At 54.5% G+C, this 17,002-nt stretch carries 14 protein-coding genes; 11 read left to right on the plus strand and 3 right to left on the minus strand.

From position 1 onward, the window contains the following. The first annotated feature begins 81 nt into the window (after positions 1 to 81). From MKY86_RS14180 to MKY86_RS14210, 7 genes are read left to right on the plus strand one after another with little or no spacing between them, the layout of a single operon-like run. Positions 82 to 1,701, plus strand: coding sequence for an ABC transporter substrate-binding protein (locus MKY86_RS14180; protein ID WP_076075642.1), 1,620 nt, complete (start codon positions 82 to 84; stop codon positions 1,699 to 1,701). Next, entirely contained in the window at positions 1,698 to 2,687 is a 990-nt protein-coding gene (locus MKY86_RS14185; protein ID WP_076075640.1) for an ABC transporter permease, read from the plus strand. Before MKY86_RS14180 ends, MKY86_RS14185 begins: the two co-directional genes overlap by 4 nt. Next, positions 2,684 to 3,553: an ABC transporter permease subunit gene (locus MKY86_RS14190; protein ID WP_143803569.1), complete on the plus strand. Its 870-nt coding sequence runs from the start codon at positions 2,684 to 2,686 to the stop codon at positions 3,551 to 3,553. The genes MKY86_RS14185 and MKY86_RS14190 overlap by 4 nt, the downstream gene beginning before the upstream one ends. Then, entirely contained in the window at positions 3,550 to 4,314 is a 765-nt protein-coding gene (locus MKY86_RS14195; RefSeq protein WP_076075637.1) for an ABC transporter ATP-binding protein, read from the plus strand. Before MKY86_RS14190 ends, MKY86_RS14195 begins: the two co-directional genes overlap by 4 nt. Next, positions 4,305 to 5,057, plus strand: a complete 753-nt coding sequence (locus MKY86_RS14200; RefSeq protein ID WP_076075635.1) for an ABC transporter ATP-binding protein — start codon at positions 4,305 to 4,307, stop codon at positions 5,055 to 5,057. The genes MKY86_RS14195 and MKY86_RS14200 overlap by 10 nt, the downstream gene beginning before the upstream one ends. 25 nt (positions 5,058 to 5,082) lie before the next feature. Further along, entirely contained in the window at positions 5,083 to 6,147 is a 1,065-nt protein-coding gene (locus tag MKY86_RS14205) for a pyridoxal-phosphate-dependent aminotransferase family protein (protein WP_076075632.1), read from the plus strand. Then, positions 6,144 to 7,298 (plus strand): amidohydrolase family protein, encoded by a 1,155-nt coding sequence (locus tag MKY86_RS14210; RefSeq protein WP_076075630.1) that lies wholly within the window; start codon positions 6,144 to 6,146, stop codon positions 7,296 to 7,298. The genes MKY86_RS14205 and MKY86_RS14210 overlap by 4 nt, the downstream gene beginning before the upstream one ends. A gap of 150 nt (positions 7,299 to 7,448) precedes the next feature. Here MKY86_RS14210 and MKY86_RS14215 read toward each other — a convergent pair whose 3' ends face one another. Both MKY86_RS14215 and MKY86_RS14220 read right to left on the minus strand, forming a co-directional pair. Next, the gene (locus tag MKY86_RS14215; RefSeq protein ID WP_340827046.1) at positions 7,449 to 7,841 is read right to left on the minus strand and encodes a hypothetical protein; all 393 of its coding nucleotides are present in this window, start codon (positions 7,839 to 7,841) and stop codon (positions 7,449 to 7,451) included. 20 nt (positions 7,842 to 7,861) lie between these two features. Then, a complete protein-coding gene (locus MKY86_RS14220; protein WP_076075628.1) occupies positions 7,862 to 8,806 on the minus strand; it encodes a hypothetical protein in 945 nt (314 codons plus the stop codon). 415 nt (positions 8,807 to 9,221) lie between these two features. Between MKY86_RS14220 and MKY86_RS14225 the strand changes: the two genes are divergently transcribed. Continuing rightward, positions 9,222 to 10,073, plus strand: coding sequence for a Cof-type HAD-IIB family hydrolase (locus MKY86_RS14225; RefSeq protein ID WP_076075626.1), 852 nt, complete (start codon positions 9,222 to 9,224; stop codon positions 10,071 to 10,073). A gap of 299 nt (positions 10,074 to 10,372) precedes the next feature. Further along, positions 10,373 to 11,854 (plus strand): Lsa family ABC-F type ribosomal protection protein, encoded by a 1,482-nt coding sequence (locus MKY86_RS14230; protein WP_076075621.1) that lies wholly within the window; start codon positions 10,373 to 10,375, stop codon positions 11,852 to 11,854. Between the two features lie 7 nt (positions 11,855 to 11,861). Here the strand turns inward: MKY86_RS14230 and MKY86_RS14235 are convergent, their stop codons facing one another. Continuing rightward, positions 11,862 to 12,779 (minus strand): AraC family transcriptional regulator, encoded by a 918-nt coding sequence (locus tag MKY86_RS14235; RefSeq protein ID WP_076075618.1) that lies wholly within the window; start codon positions 12,777 to 12,779, stop codon positions 11,862 to 11,864. A gap of 179 nt (positions 12,780 to 12,958) precedes the next feature. Here MKY86_RS14235 and MKY86_RS14240 point away from each other — a divergent pair, with 179 nt between their 5' ends. Together MKY86_RS14240 and MKY86_RS14245 are read left to right on the plus strand one after the other, a co-directional pair. Then, the gene (locus MKY86_RS14240) at positions 12,959 to 13,939 is read left to right on the plus strand and encodes an aldo/keto reductase (protein WP_036728450.1); all 981 of its coding nucleotides are present in this window, start codon (positions 12,959 to 12,961) and stop codon (positions 13,937 to 13,939) included. Between the two features lie 252 nt (positions 13,940 to 14,191). Then, positions 14,192 to 17,002: a glycoside hydrolase family 2 TIM barrel-domain containing protein gene (locus tag MKY86_RS14245; RefSeq protein WP_340827052.1), complete on the plus strand. Its 2,811-nt coding sequence runs from the start codon at positions 14,192 to 14,194 to the stop codon at positions 17,000 to 17,002.

Genomic DNA, 17,002 nt, shown 5'->3' on the forward strand with positions numbered 1-17,002 from the left:
TTTGTTTGACAGAAGTGAAGGTCTGATCCATAATACAATCCATACTAAACATATATGATTTATAGGAAGGGTGGATCACACGTGATTAATTTAAAAGCTTCTATGAGAAAAACAGCAGGGCTGGGCACACTTGCGGTATTGTTCGTATCGCTGCTTGCCGGCTGCTCCGGGTCTGCCAATCCTGCGGATTCCAGTAATGGGGCTCAGGCCAGTACGGCTCCAGCCGCAACGGAAAGTGCAAGCACAGCAGAGCCTGCAACTGGAGGCACCTTCGTGTATGGCCGCCCGGCTTCCGTAACGTCGTTTGATCTGCATAACCAGATTACATCGAATAACGCATTCGCGATTGATAAAGTGTTTGAGTCACTGGTTGCTTTTGACAGCAAGGGTGAAATTACGGATCAGCTCGCAGCCTCGCATACGATCAGCGAAGACGGCTTAACGTATACGTTCGTACTCCGTGACGGCCTGAAGTTCTCGAACGGTACGCCGGTGACCGCAGAGGATGCGGTATTCTCCCTCCAGCGGCATCTGAAGGTTGGCGGTCCCCTGGCCATCTCGGCCAAGGTGGATACGGTGAAGGCACAGGATGAGAAGACACTTGTAATCACGCTAAAAGAACCCTATACCCCGTTCATCTCGGAGTTGTCGAACTTCTCGAACGGGATTATCCCGAATAACTTCGGCGGAGTGAGCGAAGAGGAATTCTTCAAGAAGCCGGTAGGGACCGGGCCATTCGTGATCGAGACATGGGACCCGGCAGGTGATGTGACCTTTACCAAGAATACTAACTACTGGAAGGAAGGTAAGCCTTATATCGACAAGCTCGTCTATAAGCTGATCCAGGACGACAGCCAAGCCATCAACCAGCTTAAGGCGGGAGCAGTGAATGCAGTTGAAGCCCTGTCGCTACAGAATGCGGGTGAGATTAAGGATGGTGCAGACACAACAGTGGTAACGAACGGCAGCTGGGTGACAGAGCAGCTCTTCTTCAATACACTGGATAAGCACTTCTCCGATGTGCATGTCCGCCGGGCACTGGCACTGGCGCTTGACCGTGAGGGACTGACCAAGGCCCTGACCTTCGGCTATGCGCAGACGGCGACTTCGCTGCTGCCGTCAACGATCCCTTACAATGCCAATGATAAGATCAAGGCCCTGAGCTTTGATCCGGCGGCTGCCAAGGCAGAGCTGGCCAAATCGGCCTTCCCTGACGGATTCTCCACCAAGCTGCTGGTGGCTTCCGGCAACAGCACCCGGGCCCAGGAAGCCCAGATTATCCAGGCAGCCGGCCAGGCGATCGGGATCAAAATTGAGATTGAATCGGTGGAGCTGGCCACCTTCCGTGAACGCTTCTTCGCTTATGATTTCGCGGCGATGCTGAACAGCGGTCAGGCGGACTCCCCGGAAGCGAACTCGATCCTGGCGTTCCAGACTGACCCGGAAGGCTTCAGCAAATCGTATTGGACGCATTACACGAATGAGAAGGTAACCAAGCTGCTATATGAAGGCCAGAAGACAGCAGACGGTGAAGGACGGGCTACCATCTACACCGAGCTTTTACAGACGCTTGCCGATGAAGTTCCTTACATTCCGCTGTACTATCCGGATATCCTGATCGGCGCGCGGTCTTCTGTAGACGGACTTGTGGTTCTGCCTAACGGCAGCATCCGTCTGGAAGATGTCCGACTTGCTAAATGATGAAATCCAAGCTGACCCTGAGCGGTGCAGCTGGAAACAACGGTTCTTACAAGTGGCTGGCCTTAGCCCTTGTAAGAGCCTTACTTGTTATCCTCTGCGTAATGACGGCGGTCTTTTTCCTGATTCGAATTGTACCCGGCGACCCCGCCAAAATGATTCTCGGTGAATACAGCACACCTGAAGCGCTTAAGAATATGCACCACACACTGGGACTGGATCTCTCCTTATGGGATCAGTTCACCCGGTTCGTGAAGCTGCTGTTCACTCAGGGAGATACCGGAAACTCTATTATTGCCGGCACCTCGTCGAGAGAGCTGATTGCAGAGCGTGCTCCGGTCACACTACTGCTGATTGTAATTGCTTCGGTGCTTGCGATAATTGTAGCCCTTCTGCTGGCAACGGTTGCTGCCACCCAGAAGGACAAGCTGCTCGATCATCTGATCCGCATTATTCCAGCGGTCACCCTCGGGATGCCGGTCTTCTGGGTTGGGATTCTGTTCATTCTGTTCTTTAGTGTGCGGCTGGGCTGGTTCCCCGTAGGGGGAATCGGCGAGGGATGGTCGGGTACGCTCCATAGTCTGGTGCTTCCGGCGGTCACGATTGCTTTTTCACAGATTCCTACGCTGGTCCGCTCGTTGCGTGCGCAAATGCTGGAGGTGCTGGAATCCGAATTCGTTGTCACTCTCCGGGCAGCAGGAATCCCGTCCAGGGTGATCCTGTTCAAGCATGTGCTGCGCAATTCGGCATTGCCGACCCTGATGCTGCTGGGAGTGAATGTGTCCTACCTGATCGGGGGAACGCTCGTTGTGGAGCAGGTCTTCGGGATCAAGGGCATCGGCAGCCTGCTGTTCACCTCCATCTCGAATAGAGATTTTCCGGTGATTCAGGGGATTGCGCTCTATTGTGCACTGGCTGTTGTAATTATCAGTCTGCTAATCGAAATGATCTCCGGGTGGCTTGATCCCAGAACGAAGGGGAAATCATGAATACTACACAGATAGATACAACCCTGCCGGACCTCGGGAAGCCCGCAAGCGGACTCCGAAGAGTACTGAACACCCCGTCACTGCTGATCGGAATCATTATGTTCGCTGTACTTATACTGCTCGCCATATTCATCCCTTACTTAAGTCCGTACAACCCCACGGAGCAGAATCTGAGCGCCTTCCTGCAGCCGCCTTCCGCAGCCCACTGGCTCGGTACCGACCAGCTTGGCCGTGATTTGTTTACCAGATTGATCTATGCCGCCCGGACGGATCTGACGATCATGGTGCTGGCTGAGATGATTCCGTTCTGCACGGGCGTCATGCTGGGCATGATCTCGGGGTACTATGGCAAATGGACCGATAGAATTATATCGCTGATCACGGACACTTTTATTGCCTTCCCGTTCTATCTGATCGTCATTATCGTGGCCTTCGCCAGCGGGGCAGGGGAGCGCGGAATCTATATTACCTTCATTCTGGTAGGCTGGATTGTATTCGCCCGTGTGGTCAGAGGACTCAGCGCGTCCTTCCGGAAGCAGGAATGGATTGCTTCTGCGCAGACGCTCGGTCTGCCCGGATACCGCATCCTTCTGCGCCATCTTCTGCCGAATGTATTGCCGCAAGCCGTTGTCGTGCTGATGACGGATATGATCGGACTCCTGGTAGCCATTGTTACGCTGGGTTATCTGGGAATAGGGATTGCCCCGCCTACGCCGGATTGGGGAACGATGATCGCAGACGGACAGCCCTTCATTACTACAGCCTGGTGGCTGTCGGCGGTTCCCGGCTTCGCAGTTGTGTATACGGGAATTGCGTTGTCTCTCCTGGGAGACGGACTGGCCGATATCTGGAGGAGAAAAGGATGACAACACAACCTGTACTTGAACTCGAAACACTGACACTCGCGGCCCCGTCCACAGAAATTCTGGTCAACAGCGTCAGCTTCTCCCTTGAACGCGGCGCAAGCCTGGGACTAGTGGGCGAATCCGGCTCCGGCAAATCGCTGACGCTGCGGGCGATTCTCGGCCTGCTTCCGCGTGGTGTGGAGCAGACCGGGGGAGTGGTCCGCAGCAAGGTAAGCAGTGCCATGGTGTTCCAGGACCCCAGAGGGGCACTGGACCCGCTCTGTCCGGTAGTGAAGCAGCTGACCGAGGTTGTCTATTACAGACAGAGAACCAGTCTGAAGGCTGCGCGGCGCATCGCCCTGGAGCTGCTTGAGCGGCTCGGTCTGCCAGCTTCGCTGAAGACAACAGACCGCTACCCGGGGCAGCTGTCCGGCGGCCAGTGCCAGCGTGTGGTCATTGCTCTGGCGCTGGCCTGCAAGCCGGGCATTCTGCTCTGCGATGAGCCGACTACGGCGCTGGATGTGACGGTTCAGCGCCAGATTATAGATACGATTACGAGTCTGCAGCAGGAGCTGGGCTTCGCTATGGTCTTTGTGACCCACAACCTGGCGATTGCCGCCAATCTCTGCTCCAGACTGGTTGTAATGAAGCAGGGCCGGATCATTGAGCAAGGCGAGACGCATAGCCTGCTGCGGCATCCGGCTGAGGCTTATACACAGATGCTAATGGATTCGGTGCTCCCTCTGCCGGAGCTGGAAGGAGGCGGGATCTCATGGAAGTAGCATTACAGGTGCAGGATGTAACCGTCCGTTATGGCGGGTTCACCGCCCTTGATCAGATCCGGCTGGAGCTTGCGCGGCATACCACGCTGGGGCTTGTCGGCGAGTCCGGCTCCGGGAAGTCTACGCTGGCCCGGGTCATTGCCGGACTGATCACTCCGGATGAAGGACAGCTTCTGCTGGGTGCGGAGCCGTTAGGCAAGAAGCGGAGTAAGGCACAGCATAAACAGATTCAGATGATCTTTCAGAACCCGGATTCTTCGCTGAATCCCCGGCATACCGTCAGGCAGATTCTGGCGGAAGCCTTGCTGTTCCACCGGATTGTAGAGCGGTCGCAGGTTGAGCGCAGAAGTAAGGAGCTGCTTGGCCGGGTGCAGCTGGATACCAAGTCTCTGGACAGATATCCGCATGAATTCTCCGGCGGCCAGCGCCAGCGGATCGCCATTGCCCGCGCGCTTAGCGTGGAGCCTAGTCTGCTGATCGCTGATGAGCCCACAAGCGCACTGGATGTCTCGGTGCAGCGCAGCGTGCTGGAGCTATTCCATACGCTGCAAGCCGAGCTTAATCTGACGATGCTGTTCATCTCCCATGATCTGGGAGTCATTCATGCCGTCAGCGATACCGTCGCTGTGATGCGTCAGGGGCAGCTGGTCGAGGTGAATTCGAAGGATGAATTCTTCGTCCGGCCCCAGCATGAATACAGCCGGGAGCTATTGACTGCGGTGCCCAAGATGCCGCAATATTGAACATTCATACCATCAGGAGGATTATATGAACCGTCAAATTACAGGATTCGTACCACTCACGTTATCTGAGCTGGACACATTAACACAGCAGCTATCCCGGCTATTAGGGACACAGCATCCTCCGGTAATCATTCCGGGGGAGGCGATTCTAGGCATTGAGGCGGTAGCAGCAGGAATTGCAGCGCCGGGACGTACGATTCTGAACGTAGTAACCGGACCTTACGGAAGCTTGTTCGGAGAGTGGCTTACGCGCGGCGGGGCTACCGTTAAGGAAGTGAAGGTTCCCTTCGACCAGGTGGTTACAGTAGAGGAGGTTGCTGCAGCGATTGAGCAGCATCAGCCGGTTGCGATTTCTTTGGTGCAGGCAGAGGTGGTTACAGGCGGCTCGAACCCTGCGGAGGAGATCTTCAAGCTGGCCCGCAGGCATGACCTGATTACGGTAACGGATTCCGTGTCGGCTGTCGGGGGAGAGGCGCTGTCTGTGGATGAGTGGGCGGTGGATTTCGCTGTAATGGGTGCGCAAAAAGCGCTCGCCGGTCCTAACGGAATCAGCGCGGTCAGTATTTCTCCCCGCGGCTGGGCCTTCCTGGAGTCGAACGAACGGGCTCCGCGCAATTCTATTCTGTCCTTGCTGGATCTGCAGCCGTCCCCGGACGGAGCAGCGCCACTCCGCGTCCCGCCGAATATCCCGGTCCTGGAAGCCAGAGCTCTAATCGAAGCCCTGGAGGCTGTTGCCGAAGAGGGACTGTCACAGGTTATCCAGCGGCATGAACGTGCGGCGGCCTCTGCTGTCGCAGGGGTCACGGAGCTTGGGCTTGCGCCTTGGCAGAAGGACAGCAGTCATTATTCCACGCTGACTACGACTGTTCGGATTGACGAGCAGCCGCTTCTGCTGATCAAGCAGCCTGTCGGTATCGTAGCTCCCGGGGACGGGGAATTATTCGGTCAATTGCTGCGGATCAATCATTTCGGAACGAATGCCAGCCGGGAGAGTGTCGAAGCAGCGGTGCAGACGCTGGCCAGACTGCTGAAGCTGGATGCTGAACCGGCAGTGCAGGCCGTCCGCCAGATCTGGAGGGAAGCGGAATGATCCTCAAGCAGCCGCAATTTCAGGCGTACACTGGAATCCATATTGCGGGTACCCCGGAGAAACGCTTTGATATCGAGATTACGAACGGGCGGTTCACCTCAGTGGCAGAAGCGGGTCCACAGCCGGAACAGGCGGAAGGCTCCAGGCAGCAGCAGCTATGGATCAGTCCGGGCATTCTGGATCTGCACACCCATCTGGCCTGGACCGACTTCGACCATGACGACCAGCTCCGCCGGGACCCCCGCGAGATTGAGGTCATGCAGGCGGAGGCCTTCGCCGCTACCTTGCGGACGGGAGTAACTACAGCCCGCGACGCCGGCGGTATTCTGCCTGCCACGATCCGTCATCTTGTGAAGTATTACCAGCAGCCGCTGCGGGTAGAGACCAGCAGTGAAATGCTGGGAGCTGCCGATGCCAAGGGGATCAAGCATCTGGAGAGCCGCCTGACGGAGATCTACGCGACCGGGGCAGGCTGGGTCAAAATCATGGCAACCGGCGGTCTTGGCGCACCTACCGAGCAGGTTACGGAGCCGAACTTCTCCGGGGAGGAGTTCGCCTTCATCGTCCGTCATGCCCATGCGAACGGGAAGAAGGTATTGGTGCATACCTGGGGCGGGGTGACGATTGACTGGTCGATCCAAGCCGGTGTGGAATCTATTGAGCACGGGATGTTCATGACCTGGGATCAGGCCGGGAGACTGGCCGAATCCGGCGTGGCTTACGTGCCGACCACTTCAATCTACCGGATCGCCGCCGATCCGCAGGGAGTGCTGGCGTTAAGTCCGCTAATCTGTGAACGGGCCGCCCGGGCCGCCGATGCTCATGCCATCGCGCTCGGATATGCCAGGGAGGCAGGGGTGCGGCTGGGCTTCGGCACCGATTACGCTACGCCTGCGCTGCATGGCTACAACCTGCAGGAATTCGACACGCTGCTGGACTATGGCCTGAGCCGGGCGGAAGCGTGGCGGTCAGCTACAGAAGACGCAGCGGCGATACTTGGAAGCGGCCATGAGCTCGGCCGGATTGCGGAAGGCTATATTGCCGATGCCGTCATCTACGCCGCCGATCCGTTTCAGGCCAAGAATGCGGATCAACTGCGCACAACCATTGTTACGGTAATTACCGGAGCGCAGGAAGAGGATTTGCTGTAACGGATGTGCAAAGAGGCTGTCCTTTCTGATGAAGGACAGCCTTCTTGCGGTCTGATGGCCGAGGCCTAGTGTATGCGAAAAACCGATTACAATGGAGCGCTGGAGGGCACGTGTGCCGAATGTAATCGAAAAACTGATCACATTGGGGCGCTACGTAAGCGTGTGACCAAATGTAATCGAAAAACCGATCACATTGGGGCGCTGCGTAGTCGTATGGCCGAATGTAATCGAAAAACCGATCACATTGGGGCGCTGCGTAGTCGTATGGCCGAATGTAATCGAAAAACCGATCACATTGGGGCGCTGCGTAGGCGTGTGACCAAATGTAATCGAAAAACCGATCACATTGGGGCGCTGCGTAGTCGTATGGCCGAATGTAATCGAAAAACTGATCACATTGGGGCGCTGCGTAGTCGTGTGGCCGAATGTAATCGAAAAACCGATCACATTGGGGCGCTGCGTAGGCATGTGACCAAATGTAATCGAAAAACCGATCACATTGTGCCCCGCTGAGCCTCCCAGCTTTTCTCCCGCCAGCATCATTCAATTCAAATCGTAACCATTCACAACTCGGTATACTGCTTAACCACTTGATCCAGGTAGGATTCAACCGCAGGCGTCTTTTGATTACCAAAAGTATTCAGAAGCGTTACCAGCTTGACCAGGATGTTCAGCACTTTGTTATCATCTGCACCCTCCATCAGGGCATGGTCGTAGGCCAGGCGCAGCTCGGGGTCGAGTTCATTCGTGTCATAATCGTAGGCTGGGGTGTTATCCGAGCCTAGCAGTACTAGGGGAACCGTATAGGACATTTCATTGCGGATGGCCGCGGTCCGGTTCGACTTCGGATAATCCTGGACGTAATCACTCATGATGGCCGCTCTGCCGATCAATTCGTCCCAAGTGATCACGATACCCGCATCGAAGGTGGAAGGCTTGTTGCTCTCCGTTGCCATGATATCAATATACGCGGCGATATCCTTGCTGACATAGGGTTTGAAGACCTTGAAGCCTTCATAATGCATAACCGGATAATACATGCCTTCGCTGGACTCCAGCTTATAGCCTTTATCCCAGATTTCCTCCATCAGCTTGCGGACCGCAGGTGCTTTAACCCGCTTCAGGATCTCCGTATAAGTCATGTCGTTGTTAATTTCTGCATCCATTAATGTCTTTTGCACAGCATCTGTATATAGCTTCTCGGAGAACCGCTCCAGCTCTGCTTTCTGGGCATTCTCCAATTGAAGGGTCATTACCGTGCCGTACCAGGAGCCAACTTTGGAGATATGGTTCATAAGATATTTGCGTGCCTGCGCGAGGCTTGCGGGATTGCTGACATATTTGCGGAATTGGTTATAGACGGCCTGAGCATCAGCTGTGGATGCCGACGCTGCAGCTACGGGCTGTCCACCAACGCCTGCAATCACTGTGCCGCCTGCCAGAGTCAGCGCTGTACCGAGCAGCACCGCTCTTGCTGTTTTTGCTAAGGTTTCTGGTAATGTTCTCATTATGTACCTCCTAATGGGATAAGATGCTTTCTGCAACGCCTATATAAATTGAACTTAAGGATTTAAGTTAAGGGAAAAGTGGCGGAGGGGAATTTTGGAACTGGAGGAGCGGTAGCGCCCGCCTGAAAGCTTTCCGTAGGAAAGCTCGCATCGTAAGCATCAGCAGTCTGCGGATTTCTACCGTTAAAAACGGGATAAATCATGAAATCTGCTGACAACAGCGGCCGGAAGTCCAAAACTTCTCTGGAGTCACGGCACATCCCAAAACATAAAACCCATTAGCTCAATCTATCCTATCTATTTGGACAGATCCGGAATGGATGAATCGGGCGGCTCTTATGAAATAACGCTTGACTTGGAACGCATTTCATAGCCTATAGTTCAGTGGAAGACTAGATAAAGGGGAGAAGAGGACATGAATCAGACCAGCAGCAAGATTATTTTCATCGATATTGACGGAACGCTTCTCATGGAGAATGGAATAGTCCCGGAATCGGCAGTGCAGGCATGCAGGCAGGCACGGAAGAACGGGCATTTGCTGTACCTGTGCACCGGACGCTCCAAGGCTGAAATCTATGATTATATCTGGGAGATCGGGTTCGACGGGTTGATTGGAGCGGCCGGCGGATATGTGGAGAGCGGCGGTGAAATGCTTTATCATAAAAAAGTGACCCCGGAGGATGCGAAGCATTTGATCGATTATTTTAACGCGAACGGGGTCGATTTCATTCTGGAATCCAATACGGCGCTTCACGGCAGCCGCCATTTACAGCCTCATCTGGAACGCAGAATCTATGGCGACTTGCTGAATGACCCCGAGGCGCAGGAGAGAAAACGGCTGTCGCCCCATCCCTATATCGCAACACTTACTTATGGGGACGAGGAATTATATCTGGATGATGTCAACAAAGTATGCTTCTTGGAGAGCAGTCTGCCCTTTGATCAGATTCAGGAGGAATTGCAGGACCGGTTCACGGCGATTCAGTGCTCCATCCCGATCTTCGGAGAGAACAGCGGGGAGCTAATGATGCCTGGCGTTCATAAAGCTTCCGCTATTGCCGATGTCCTGCATCATTTGAATATCCCGCTTGAGAACAGTATGGCGATTGGAGACGGGCTGAATGATATGGAGATGCTGGAATATGTCCAGGTGGGGGTTGCCATGGGCAATGCCCGCGAGCCGCTCAAAGCAATTGCTGATGACATCACCGATTCAATTGAGAACGATGGACTGTATAACTGCTTCCTGAAGTACGGACTGATCTGAATGCGGGTTGATCTCCGGGAAGACTTCTGTTAAAATGCACTTAATTAAGCGACGGGAGTTGAAGAGTATCGTGCGGACATTTCTTGCGTAATGTGACCAATAAACAAGCGTTATTTGTGGCGCGCAATTTATGGTTGATATGCAGGAAGGGTCTGCCTCTTTTCACTCTGGTCCAAATATCCTTATTCAAGTCCGCCTGGAGATAAGTGTCCGGGTATGGGATTTGCTGTGTTTATTTGAGCTGCTGGAGGAGAACCTTCTTGCAGCTTTTATTTTTGTAAATACAGGAGGATACGTGTATGTCTTTGATTAATGTGAGCAAGCTGACTTTTGCCTATGAGGGCACTTACGAACATATTTTTGAGAATGTGAGCTTTCAGCTGGATACAGATTGGAAATTGGGCTTCACCGGACGCAACGGCCGCGGCAAAACAACCTTCCTGAACCTGCTGCTTGGCAAATATGAGTACAGCGGGACGATATCCGCGCAGGTGGGCTTCGAGTATTTCCCGTTTGCGGTGGCTGACCCTGCGGCTCTGACCGTGGATGTCATGCAGGAGATCGACCCGGAGATGGAGCACTGGAAGCTGATGCGCGAGCTGTCGCTGCTTCGGGTATCCGAAGATACGCTCTACCGGCCGTTTGAATCGCTGTCGAACGGGGAGCAGACGAAGGTGCTGCTGGCTGCTCTGTTCGCGCGCGAGAACCAGTTCCTGCTCATAGACGAGCCGACGAACCATCTCGATGCGAAGGGCCGGAAGCTGGTCAGTGACTATCTGCGTACGAAGAGCGGGTATATTCTGGTGTCGCATGACCGTGCTTTTCTCGATAACTGTGTGGACCATATCTTGTCGATTAACAAGACCAATATTGAGATCCAGAAGGGCAACTTCAGCAGCTGGTGGGAGAACAAGTCCAGACAGGATCAGTTCGAGCTGGCAGAGGATGAGAAGCTGCGGAAGGACATCAAGCGCTTGTCGGACTCTGCCAAAAGAACGGGCGGCTGGGCGCATGAAGTCGAGAAATCCAAGAATGGCACCCGAAGCTCCGGCAACAAATTGGATAAGGGCTATGTCGGCCACAAGGCCGCCAAGATGATGAAGCGTTCCAAGTCGATTCAGCAGCGGCAGGAATCCGCCATCGCCGAGAAGTCGAAGCTGCTGCGGAATCTGGAGAGCAAGGACAGTCTGAAGATTGCACAGCTTCCCTATCATAAGCAGCAATTGGTGGAGCTGGAGGATCTCTCGATCCGCTATGAGGACAAAACAGTATGCTCCGGCGTTAGCTTCGCTCTGGAACAGGGGGACCGGATCTCCCTCTCCGGCAGCAACGGCTCAGGCAAATCAAGCATTCTGAAGCTGATCTGCGGGGAGGACATAAGCTATACCGGCCACTTCGCGCGGGACAGCCAGTTGTCTATCTCTTATGTATCCCAGGATACTTCGCAGCTCAAGGGCAGCCTGAGTGAATATGCGAGAGAGCATGGGATCGAGGAGAGCCTGTTCAAGTCGATTCTGCGGAAGCTCGATTTCTCACGGCTGCAATTCGAGAAGGAGTTGTCCACGTACAGCGGCGGGCAGAAGAAAAAGGTGCTGATTGCCGCCAGCCTCAGCGAGCAGGTGCATCTGCACATCTGGGATGAGCCTCTGAACTTCATCGATGTCATCTCCCGGATGCAGATCGAGGAGCTGCTGCTGGAATATACACCGACGATCCTGTTCGTGGAGCATGACAGCGAATTCTGCGCGAATATCGCGACTAAGCAGGTTGTACTCGACTAAGCAGGTATCAAATCTGTACCGGAAGCTCAAATTGTTCCTTCAACCGCTTGATGTCGGCCCGCGGGGGAGCGCCAAACATACGGGAATATTCCCGGCTGAACTGTGAGGCGCTCTCGTAGCCGACCCGGAAGGCAACATCGGCTGCATCTGCAGACTCGGCTAATAACAGGCGGCGAGCCTCCTGCAGGCGCAGCTGCTTCTGGAACTGGATCGGGCTCATAGCCGTAACTTCCTTGAAGTTGCGGTGGAATGCGGAGACGCTCATATTGGCGATATCGGCCAGCTCGTCAATCCGCAGAGCCTGTTCGCTATGGCTAACAATCTGTTCAATTGCTTCCCTGATCCGGTAAGTGCTGCTGCCTTCCATGGCAATCTGGGCCAGCGTTACTCCATACGGTCCCTGCAGCAGTTTATACAAAATTTCCTTAGTATATAGAGGGGCAAGGAACGGGATGTCTTTGGGAGTATCGAGCAACCGCGCCAGACGGAGAAGCGCATCCAGCAGATCCGTGTCGATGTGTCCGACGAATAAGGCACGCCGGGCATTCTCCCGGGGGAGAATCTGCAGCTTCGATTCATGGAGGACCTCCAGAATCTGGTTTTGCGTGAATTCCATTTTGAAGCTTAAATAGGGAACCTCCGGGGACGCCTTAATCACTTGTCCCACTACCGGCAGGTTCATTGAAGCCACCAGGAAATCAGAAGAGGTATATACAAAATGCTCCTGAGCCAGCATAATCTCCTTCACGCCTTGGGTAATGAAGCAGAAACACGGGTTATACACTCTGTAAGCAGGCTCACTCGCCTGGGAGCAACGGATGAATTGCAGTGCAGGCACGGCCGTTTCATGAGCGCCGTCCCGGCCGGTATGCCGCTCAATCAGCCGGCACAGCTCAAGCTTTTGCGTTGCGATTGCTTCGGTCACTTGAGATCCTCCTTAGTTTCATATGGTTTCATTATAGGGCATATCCGGCGGGAGTGTTAATGAGAACGGTAGGATTAGGCAATCATTCGCGACTATTGTGATAACGCCAATCCATTATCTGTTGCACAATAAGAGAGACTGTAATCTACACTATTCTCAGGAAAGCAGGGAACAAGCGAATGGAATATACAAAAATGGGCAACACCGGCCTTGATGTCTCCAGACTGTGCCTGGGCTGTATGAGCTTTGGCGATGCCAAGCGCTGGGTGCACCCTTGGGTGCTGGATGAAGAGCAGAGCCGGACGATGATCCGTACCGCACTGGACCTGGGCATTAATTTCTTCGATACGGCCAATGTCTATTCTGACGGCACGAGTGAAGAAATGCTCGGACGGGCTTTGAAGGACATGACTGCCAGGGATGAGGTGGTGATTGCGACCAAAGTATTCTTCCCTATGCGAACCGGACCGAACGGCGGGGGCTTGTCCCGCAAAGCAATTATGAGCGAGATCGACCACAGCCTGAAGCGGCTGGGAACTGATTACGTTGATCTGTACCAGATTCACCGCTGGGATTATACTACGCCGATTGAAGAAACGATGGAAGCCCTGCATGATGTGGTGAAGGCGGGAAAAGCCCGCTATATTGGCGCTTCCGCCATGTATGCCTGGCAGTTCCAGAAGGCGCTGCATGTTGCTGATATGAACGGCTGGACCCGGTTCGTCTCCATGCAGAACCACCTGAATCTCATCTATCGTGAAGAGGAACGTGAGATGCTCCCGCTCTGTAAGGAAGAGGGCATTGCGGTCATCCCCTACAGCCCCTTGGCTTCCGGCCGGCTAACCCGGGACTGGGCGGAATCTACGCTGCGCTCGGAAACGGATCAGGTACAGAGATCCAAATACGATGCTACAGCCGATAAGGACCGCCTGATTGTCGAGCAGGTAGCTGCCATTGCGGCGGAGCGCGGAGTTCCGCGCATCCATGTTGCACTGGCCTGGCTGCTGCAGAAACAGCCGGTCACTGCGCCGATTATCGGGGCGACGAAGCTGTCGCATATTACAGATGCGGTGGGAGCGTTATCCCTTCAGCTGACAGCTGAAGAGATTGCCCGGCTGGAAGAGCACTACGTGCCGCATGCTATCGTTGGAGCGCTTTAAAAATTTCCATTTAGTAGACAACTGAATCAGCTTCATCCATTAAGCGCGTGCCGGTACCATTCCGGCATGCGCTTTTTGCTGGAGCAGGAAACAGCCCTGCTTAAGGAGAAACTAACAGGAAGCCGGGAAATGCGGCCGGAGCGTTTGATTAAGGATTTGGCCGGAGGCTGGATGCACAGTGATGAACTGCTGGATTCATGGCGGCATCTGGCCGCAAGAGTATAGAGATTACCATGATTAGGAGTGATAATTGTGCTGTCAAAGATCAGCCTTGAAGGCGAATGGAAGCTGCAGCTGGAAGAGAAGGGGCAAGGACTGGTGCTACCTTTCACCGATGTAATTATGCTGCCGGGAACTACCTCCTTCGCCCGTAAAGGGCCGAAGAATGAGGAGATTCTGGTAGGCGCTCTGACGGATGAATTCCGTTATGAAGGACCGGTCTGGTACTCCAGTGAAGTTGTGATTCCGGAAGAGCTGGCAGGTAAGCACTGCTGCTTATATCTGGAACGTACAAGGCTTACCACCCTCTGGCTGGACGGTCAGGAGATCGGTAGCCGTGACAGCTTGAATACTCCGCATGTATATGAGCTGCCGCAGCTGCAGCCCGGGAGTCATACGCTTACTATCCGGGTGGACAACACCGGCTATCCGACCAAAGGCGGGCATATGACCTCGCCGGACACCCAGACCAACTGGAACGGAATTACCGGCCGGATGGAGCTGCAGTTCTATGGGGAAGCCCGGATTAGCGGCATCCGGCTGAAGACTGATCTGCCTGCACGTTCGGTGCAGATCTCGGCAACGCTGGAGAGCATGCAAGGTGCTACACTCGCGGTATCTGCTAATAGCTTCAATAGTGAGATAACACATTACGTAGAGGAACAGGAATATGTCATCGCACCGGGTCCGTTCACTATAGACTATGCACTGGGTCCCGATGCGCTGCTGTGGAGTGAGTTCGCTCCCCATCTGTATACTGTCAGCCTTGATCTCAAGGGCAGCGATGGAATTACCGTGGACCGGCAGGAGGTGATCTTTGGGCTTAAGTCATTCCGGGCTGAGGGGGACAAGTTCACCATTAATGGGGAAAAGACTTTTCTGCGCGGCAAGCATGACGGCCTGATCTTCCCGCTCACCGGCTATGCTCCGACCGATGTGGAGGAATGGGTACGAATCCTGGGGATCTCCAAGTCTTACGGGATCAATCATTACCGCTTCCACACCTGCTGCCCCCCGGAGGCTGCGTTCACCGCTGCCGATCTGCTCGGAATCTATATGCAGCCGGAGCTGCCGTTCTGGGGCACGATTACAGAAGAGACGGATGAAGGGCATAATCAGGCAGAGCAGGACTATCTGATCAGCGAAGGATACGCCATCCTGCGGGAATTCGGCAATCATCCTTCCTTCGTCATGATGTCGCTAGGCAATGAGTTATGGGGCAGCAAGGAGCGGATTGATTCGTTCCTTGCAGATTATAAAGCGTTCGATGACCGTCCGCTCTACACCCAAGGCTCAAATAACCATCAATGGGTGCCGGAGGTGCTGGAGCATGACGATTTCTTCAGCGGTGTGCGCTTCACCCGGGACAGGCTGTTCAGAGGCTCCTATGCCATGTGCGATGCTCCGCTTGGCCATGTCCAGACTTCGCTGCCAAGTACAATGAAGGATTACGACGACCAGATTGTTCCGCCGGGCTTCGGGAGCAGTGAAGCAGTATCAGCTGAGACAGGCGGCGAGATCCTGATCCAGTACGGCACTGAAGCCAAGGCCGTACAATCCGGCAGTGAGTCCGGCGAATGGATACCACAGGTTCCGGTAATCTCGCATGAGATTGGACAATATGCTACGTTTCCGGATTTCCAGGAAATCGGCAAATACACAGGCCCGCTAAAGGCCGGGAACTTCGTCATCTTCCGCGAACGGCTGGAGAGTAAGGGGCTTGGACATCTGGCCGATGCATACTTCAAAAGCTCAGGCCAGCTCGCTGTCGCTTGCTACAAGGAAGAACTGGAGGCTACCTTCCGTTCCCGCCGGCTTGCAGGGTTCCAGCTTCTGGATCTCCAGGACTTCAGCGGCCAAGGCACAGCATTGGTAGGTGTTCTGGATGCCTTCATGGATTCCAAGGGGCTGATTAGCCCGGAAGAGTGGCGGACCTTCTGTAATGATGCCGTGCTGCTGGCAAGATTCCCTAAATACAACTACGGCGCCGGGGAGACCTTCGAGGCCCATGTGGAGCTGAGCTGCTTCCGCAGCGGAATGCCGGATGCCATAGAGCTTCACTGGGAGCTTGCGGTTGAAGGGGGTGTTCGGATAACGGGCTCAGCCGGAGCCTTTATTCCTGCCGGAACCCACTACATCGACATTTGTGATCTGGCGATTGAGCTTCCGGCGGTTGACCGGATGAGCCGTACGGAGCTGGCGCTCCGGGTCCAAGGAACTGATATCCGTAAGAGCTACGACTTGTGGATATATCCTGAGCAGAGCGATAATCCGCTTGAAGTTGAAGGTATCCATGTGTTCACAGAGCTGTCTGAGGAGGCAGTCTCCCTGCTGGAGCAAGGAGGCAACGTGCTGCTGATGCCGGAGCCGGAGTCGGTTCAGAACGGAATCGAAGGCTATTATTGCACGGATTTCTGGTGCTACCCGATGTTCCGCTCGATCTCGGAGAGCATGAACCGGCCGGTTCCCATCGGTACGATGGGCCTGCTGATCGATAACGGGCATCCGGTGCTGCGCGATTTCCCGAGTGAAGCGCATTCCACCTACCCGTGGTGGACCATCGCCCAGCATTCCAAATCGATTATCATGGATGAGGCGGACCGCAGCTGGAATCCCATCGTACAGACCATCGATAATTTCGAGCGTAATCATAAGCTAAGTTTCCTCACAGAGTGCCGTGTAGGTAACGGTAACCTGCTGCTGTGTGTACTGGATGCAGCTAAGGTGAGCCGGACCACTGAAGGCAGACAATTCTTGACCAGCATAGCCGGTTATATGAATTCTGCTGATTTCCAGCCCCAGTACCAGGCAACCATTGAAGAGGTTCAGACTTTGATTCGTTAA

The sequence above is a fragment of the Paenibacillus sp. FSL R7-0333 genome, assembly GCF_038000365.1.
In the GTDB taxonomy this organism is placed as follows: Bacteria; Bacillota; Bacilli; order Paenibacillales; family Paenibacillaceae; genus Paenibacillus_AQ; species Paenibacillus_AQ silagei.

Bases quoted from the DNA above. Each gene is read 5' to 3' on its own strand.
- MKY86_RS14190 (WP_143803569.1), top strand. From the start codon at position 2,684: ATGAATACTACACAGATAGATACAACCCTGCCGGACCTCGGGAAGCCC.
- MKY86_RS14210 (WP_076075630.1), top strand. From the start codon at position 6,144: ATGATCCTCAAGCAGCCGCAATTTCAGGCGTACACTGGAATCCATATT.
- MKY86_RS14240 (WP_036728450.1), top strand. From the start codon at position 12,959: ATGGAATATACAAAAATGGGCAACACCGGCCTTGATGTCTCCAGACTG.
- MKY86_RS14220 (WP_076075628.1), bottom strand. From the start codon at position 8,806: ATGAGAACATTACCAGAAACCTTAGCAAAAACAGCAAGAGCGGTGCTG.
- MKY86_RS14185 (WP_076075640.1), top strand. From the start codon at position 1,698: ATGATGAAATCCAAGCTGACCCTGAGCGGTGCAGCTGGAAACAACGGT.
- MKY86_RS14195 (WP_076075637.1), top strand. From the start codon at position 3,550: ATGACAACACAACCTGTACTTGAACTCGAAACACTGACACTCGCGGCC.
- MKY86_RS14230 (WP_076075621.1), top strand. From the start codon at position 10,373: ATGTCTTTGATTAATGTGAGCAAGCTGACTTTTGCCTATGAGGGCACT.
- MKY86_RS14225 (WP_076075626.1), top strand. From the start codon at position 9,222: ATGAATCAGACCAGCAGCAAGATTATTTTCATCGATATTGACGGAACG.
- MKY86_RS14215 (WP_340827046.1), bottom strand. From the start codon at position 7,841: ATGATGCTGGCGGGAGAAAAGCTGGGAGGCTCAGCGGGGCACAATGTG.
- MKY86_RS14205 (WP_076075632.1), top strand. From the start codon at position 5,083: ATGAACCGTCAAATTACAGGATTCGTACCACTCACGTTATCTGAGCTG.
- MKY86_RS14200 (WP_076075635.1), top strand. From the start codon at position 4,305: ATGGAAGTAGCATTACAGGTGCAGGATGTAACCGTCCGTTATGGCGGG.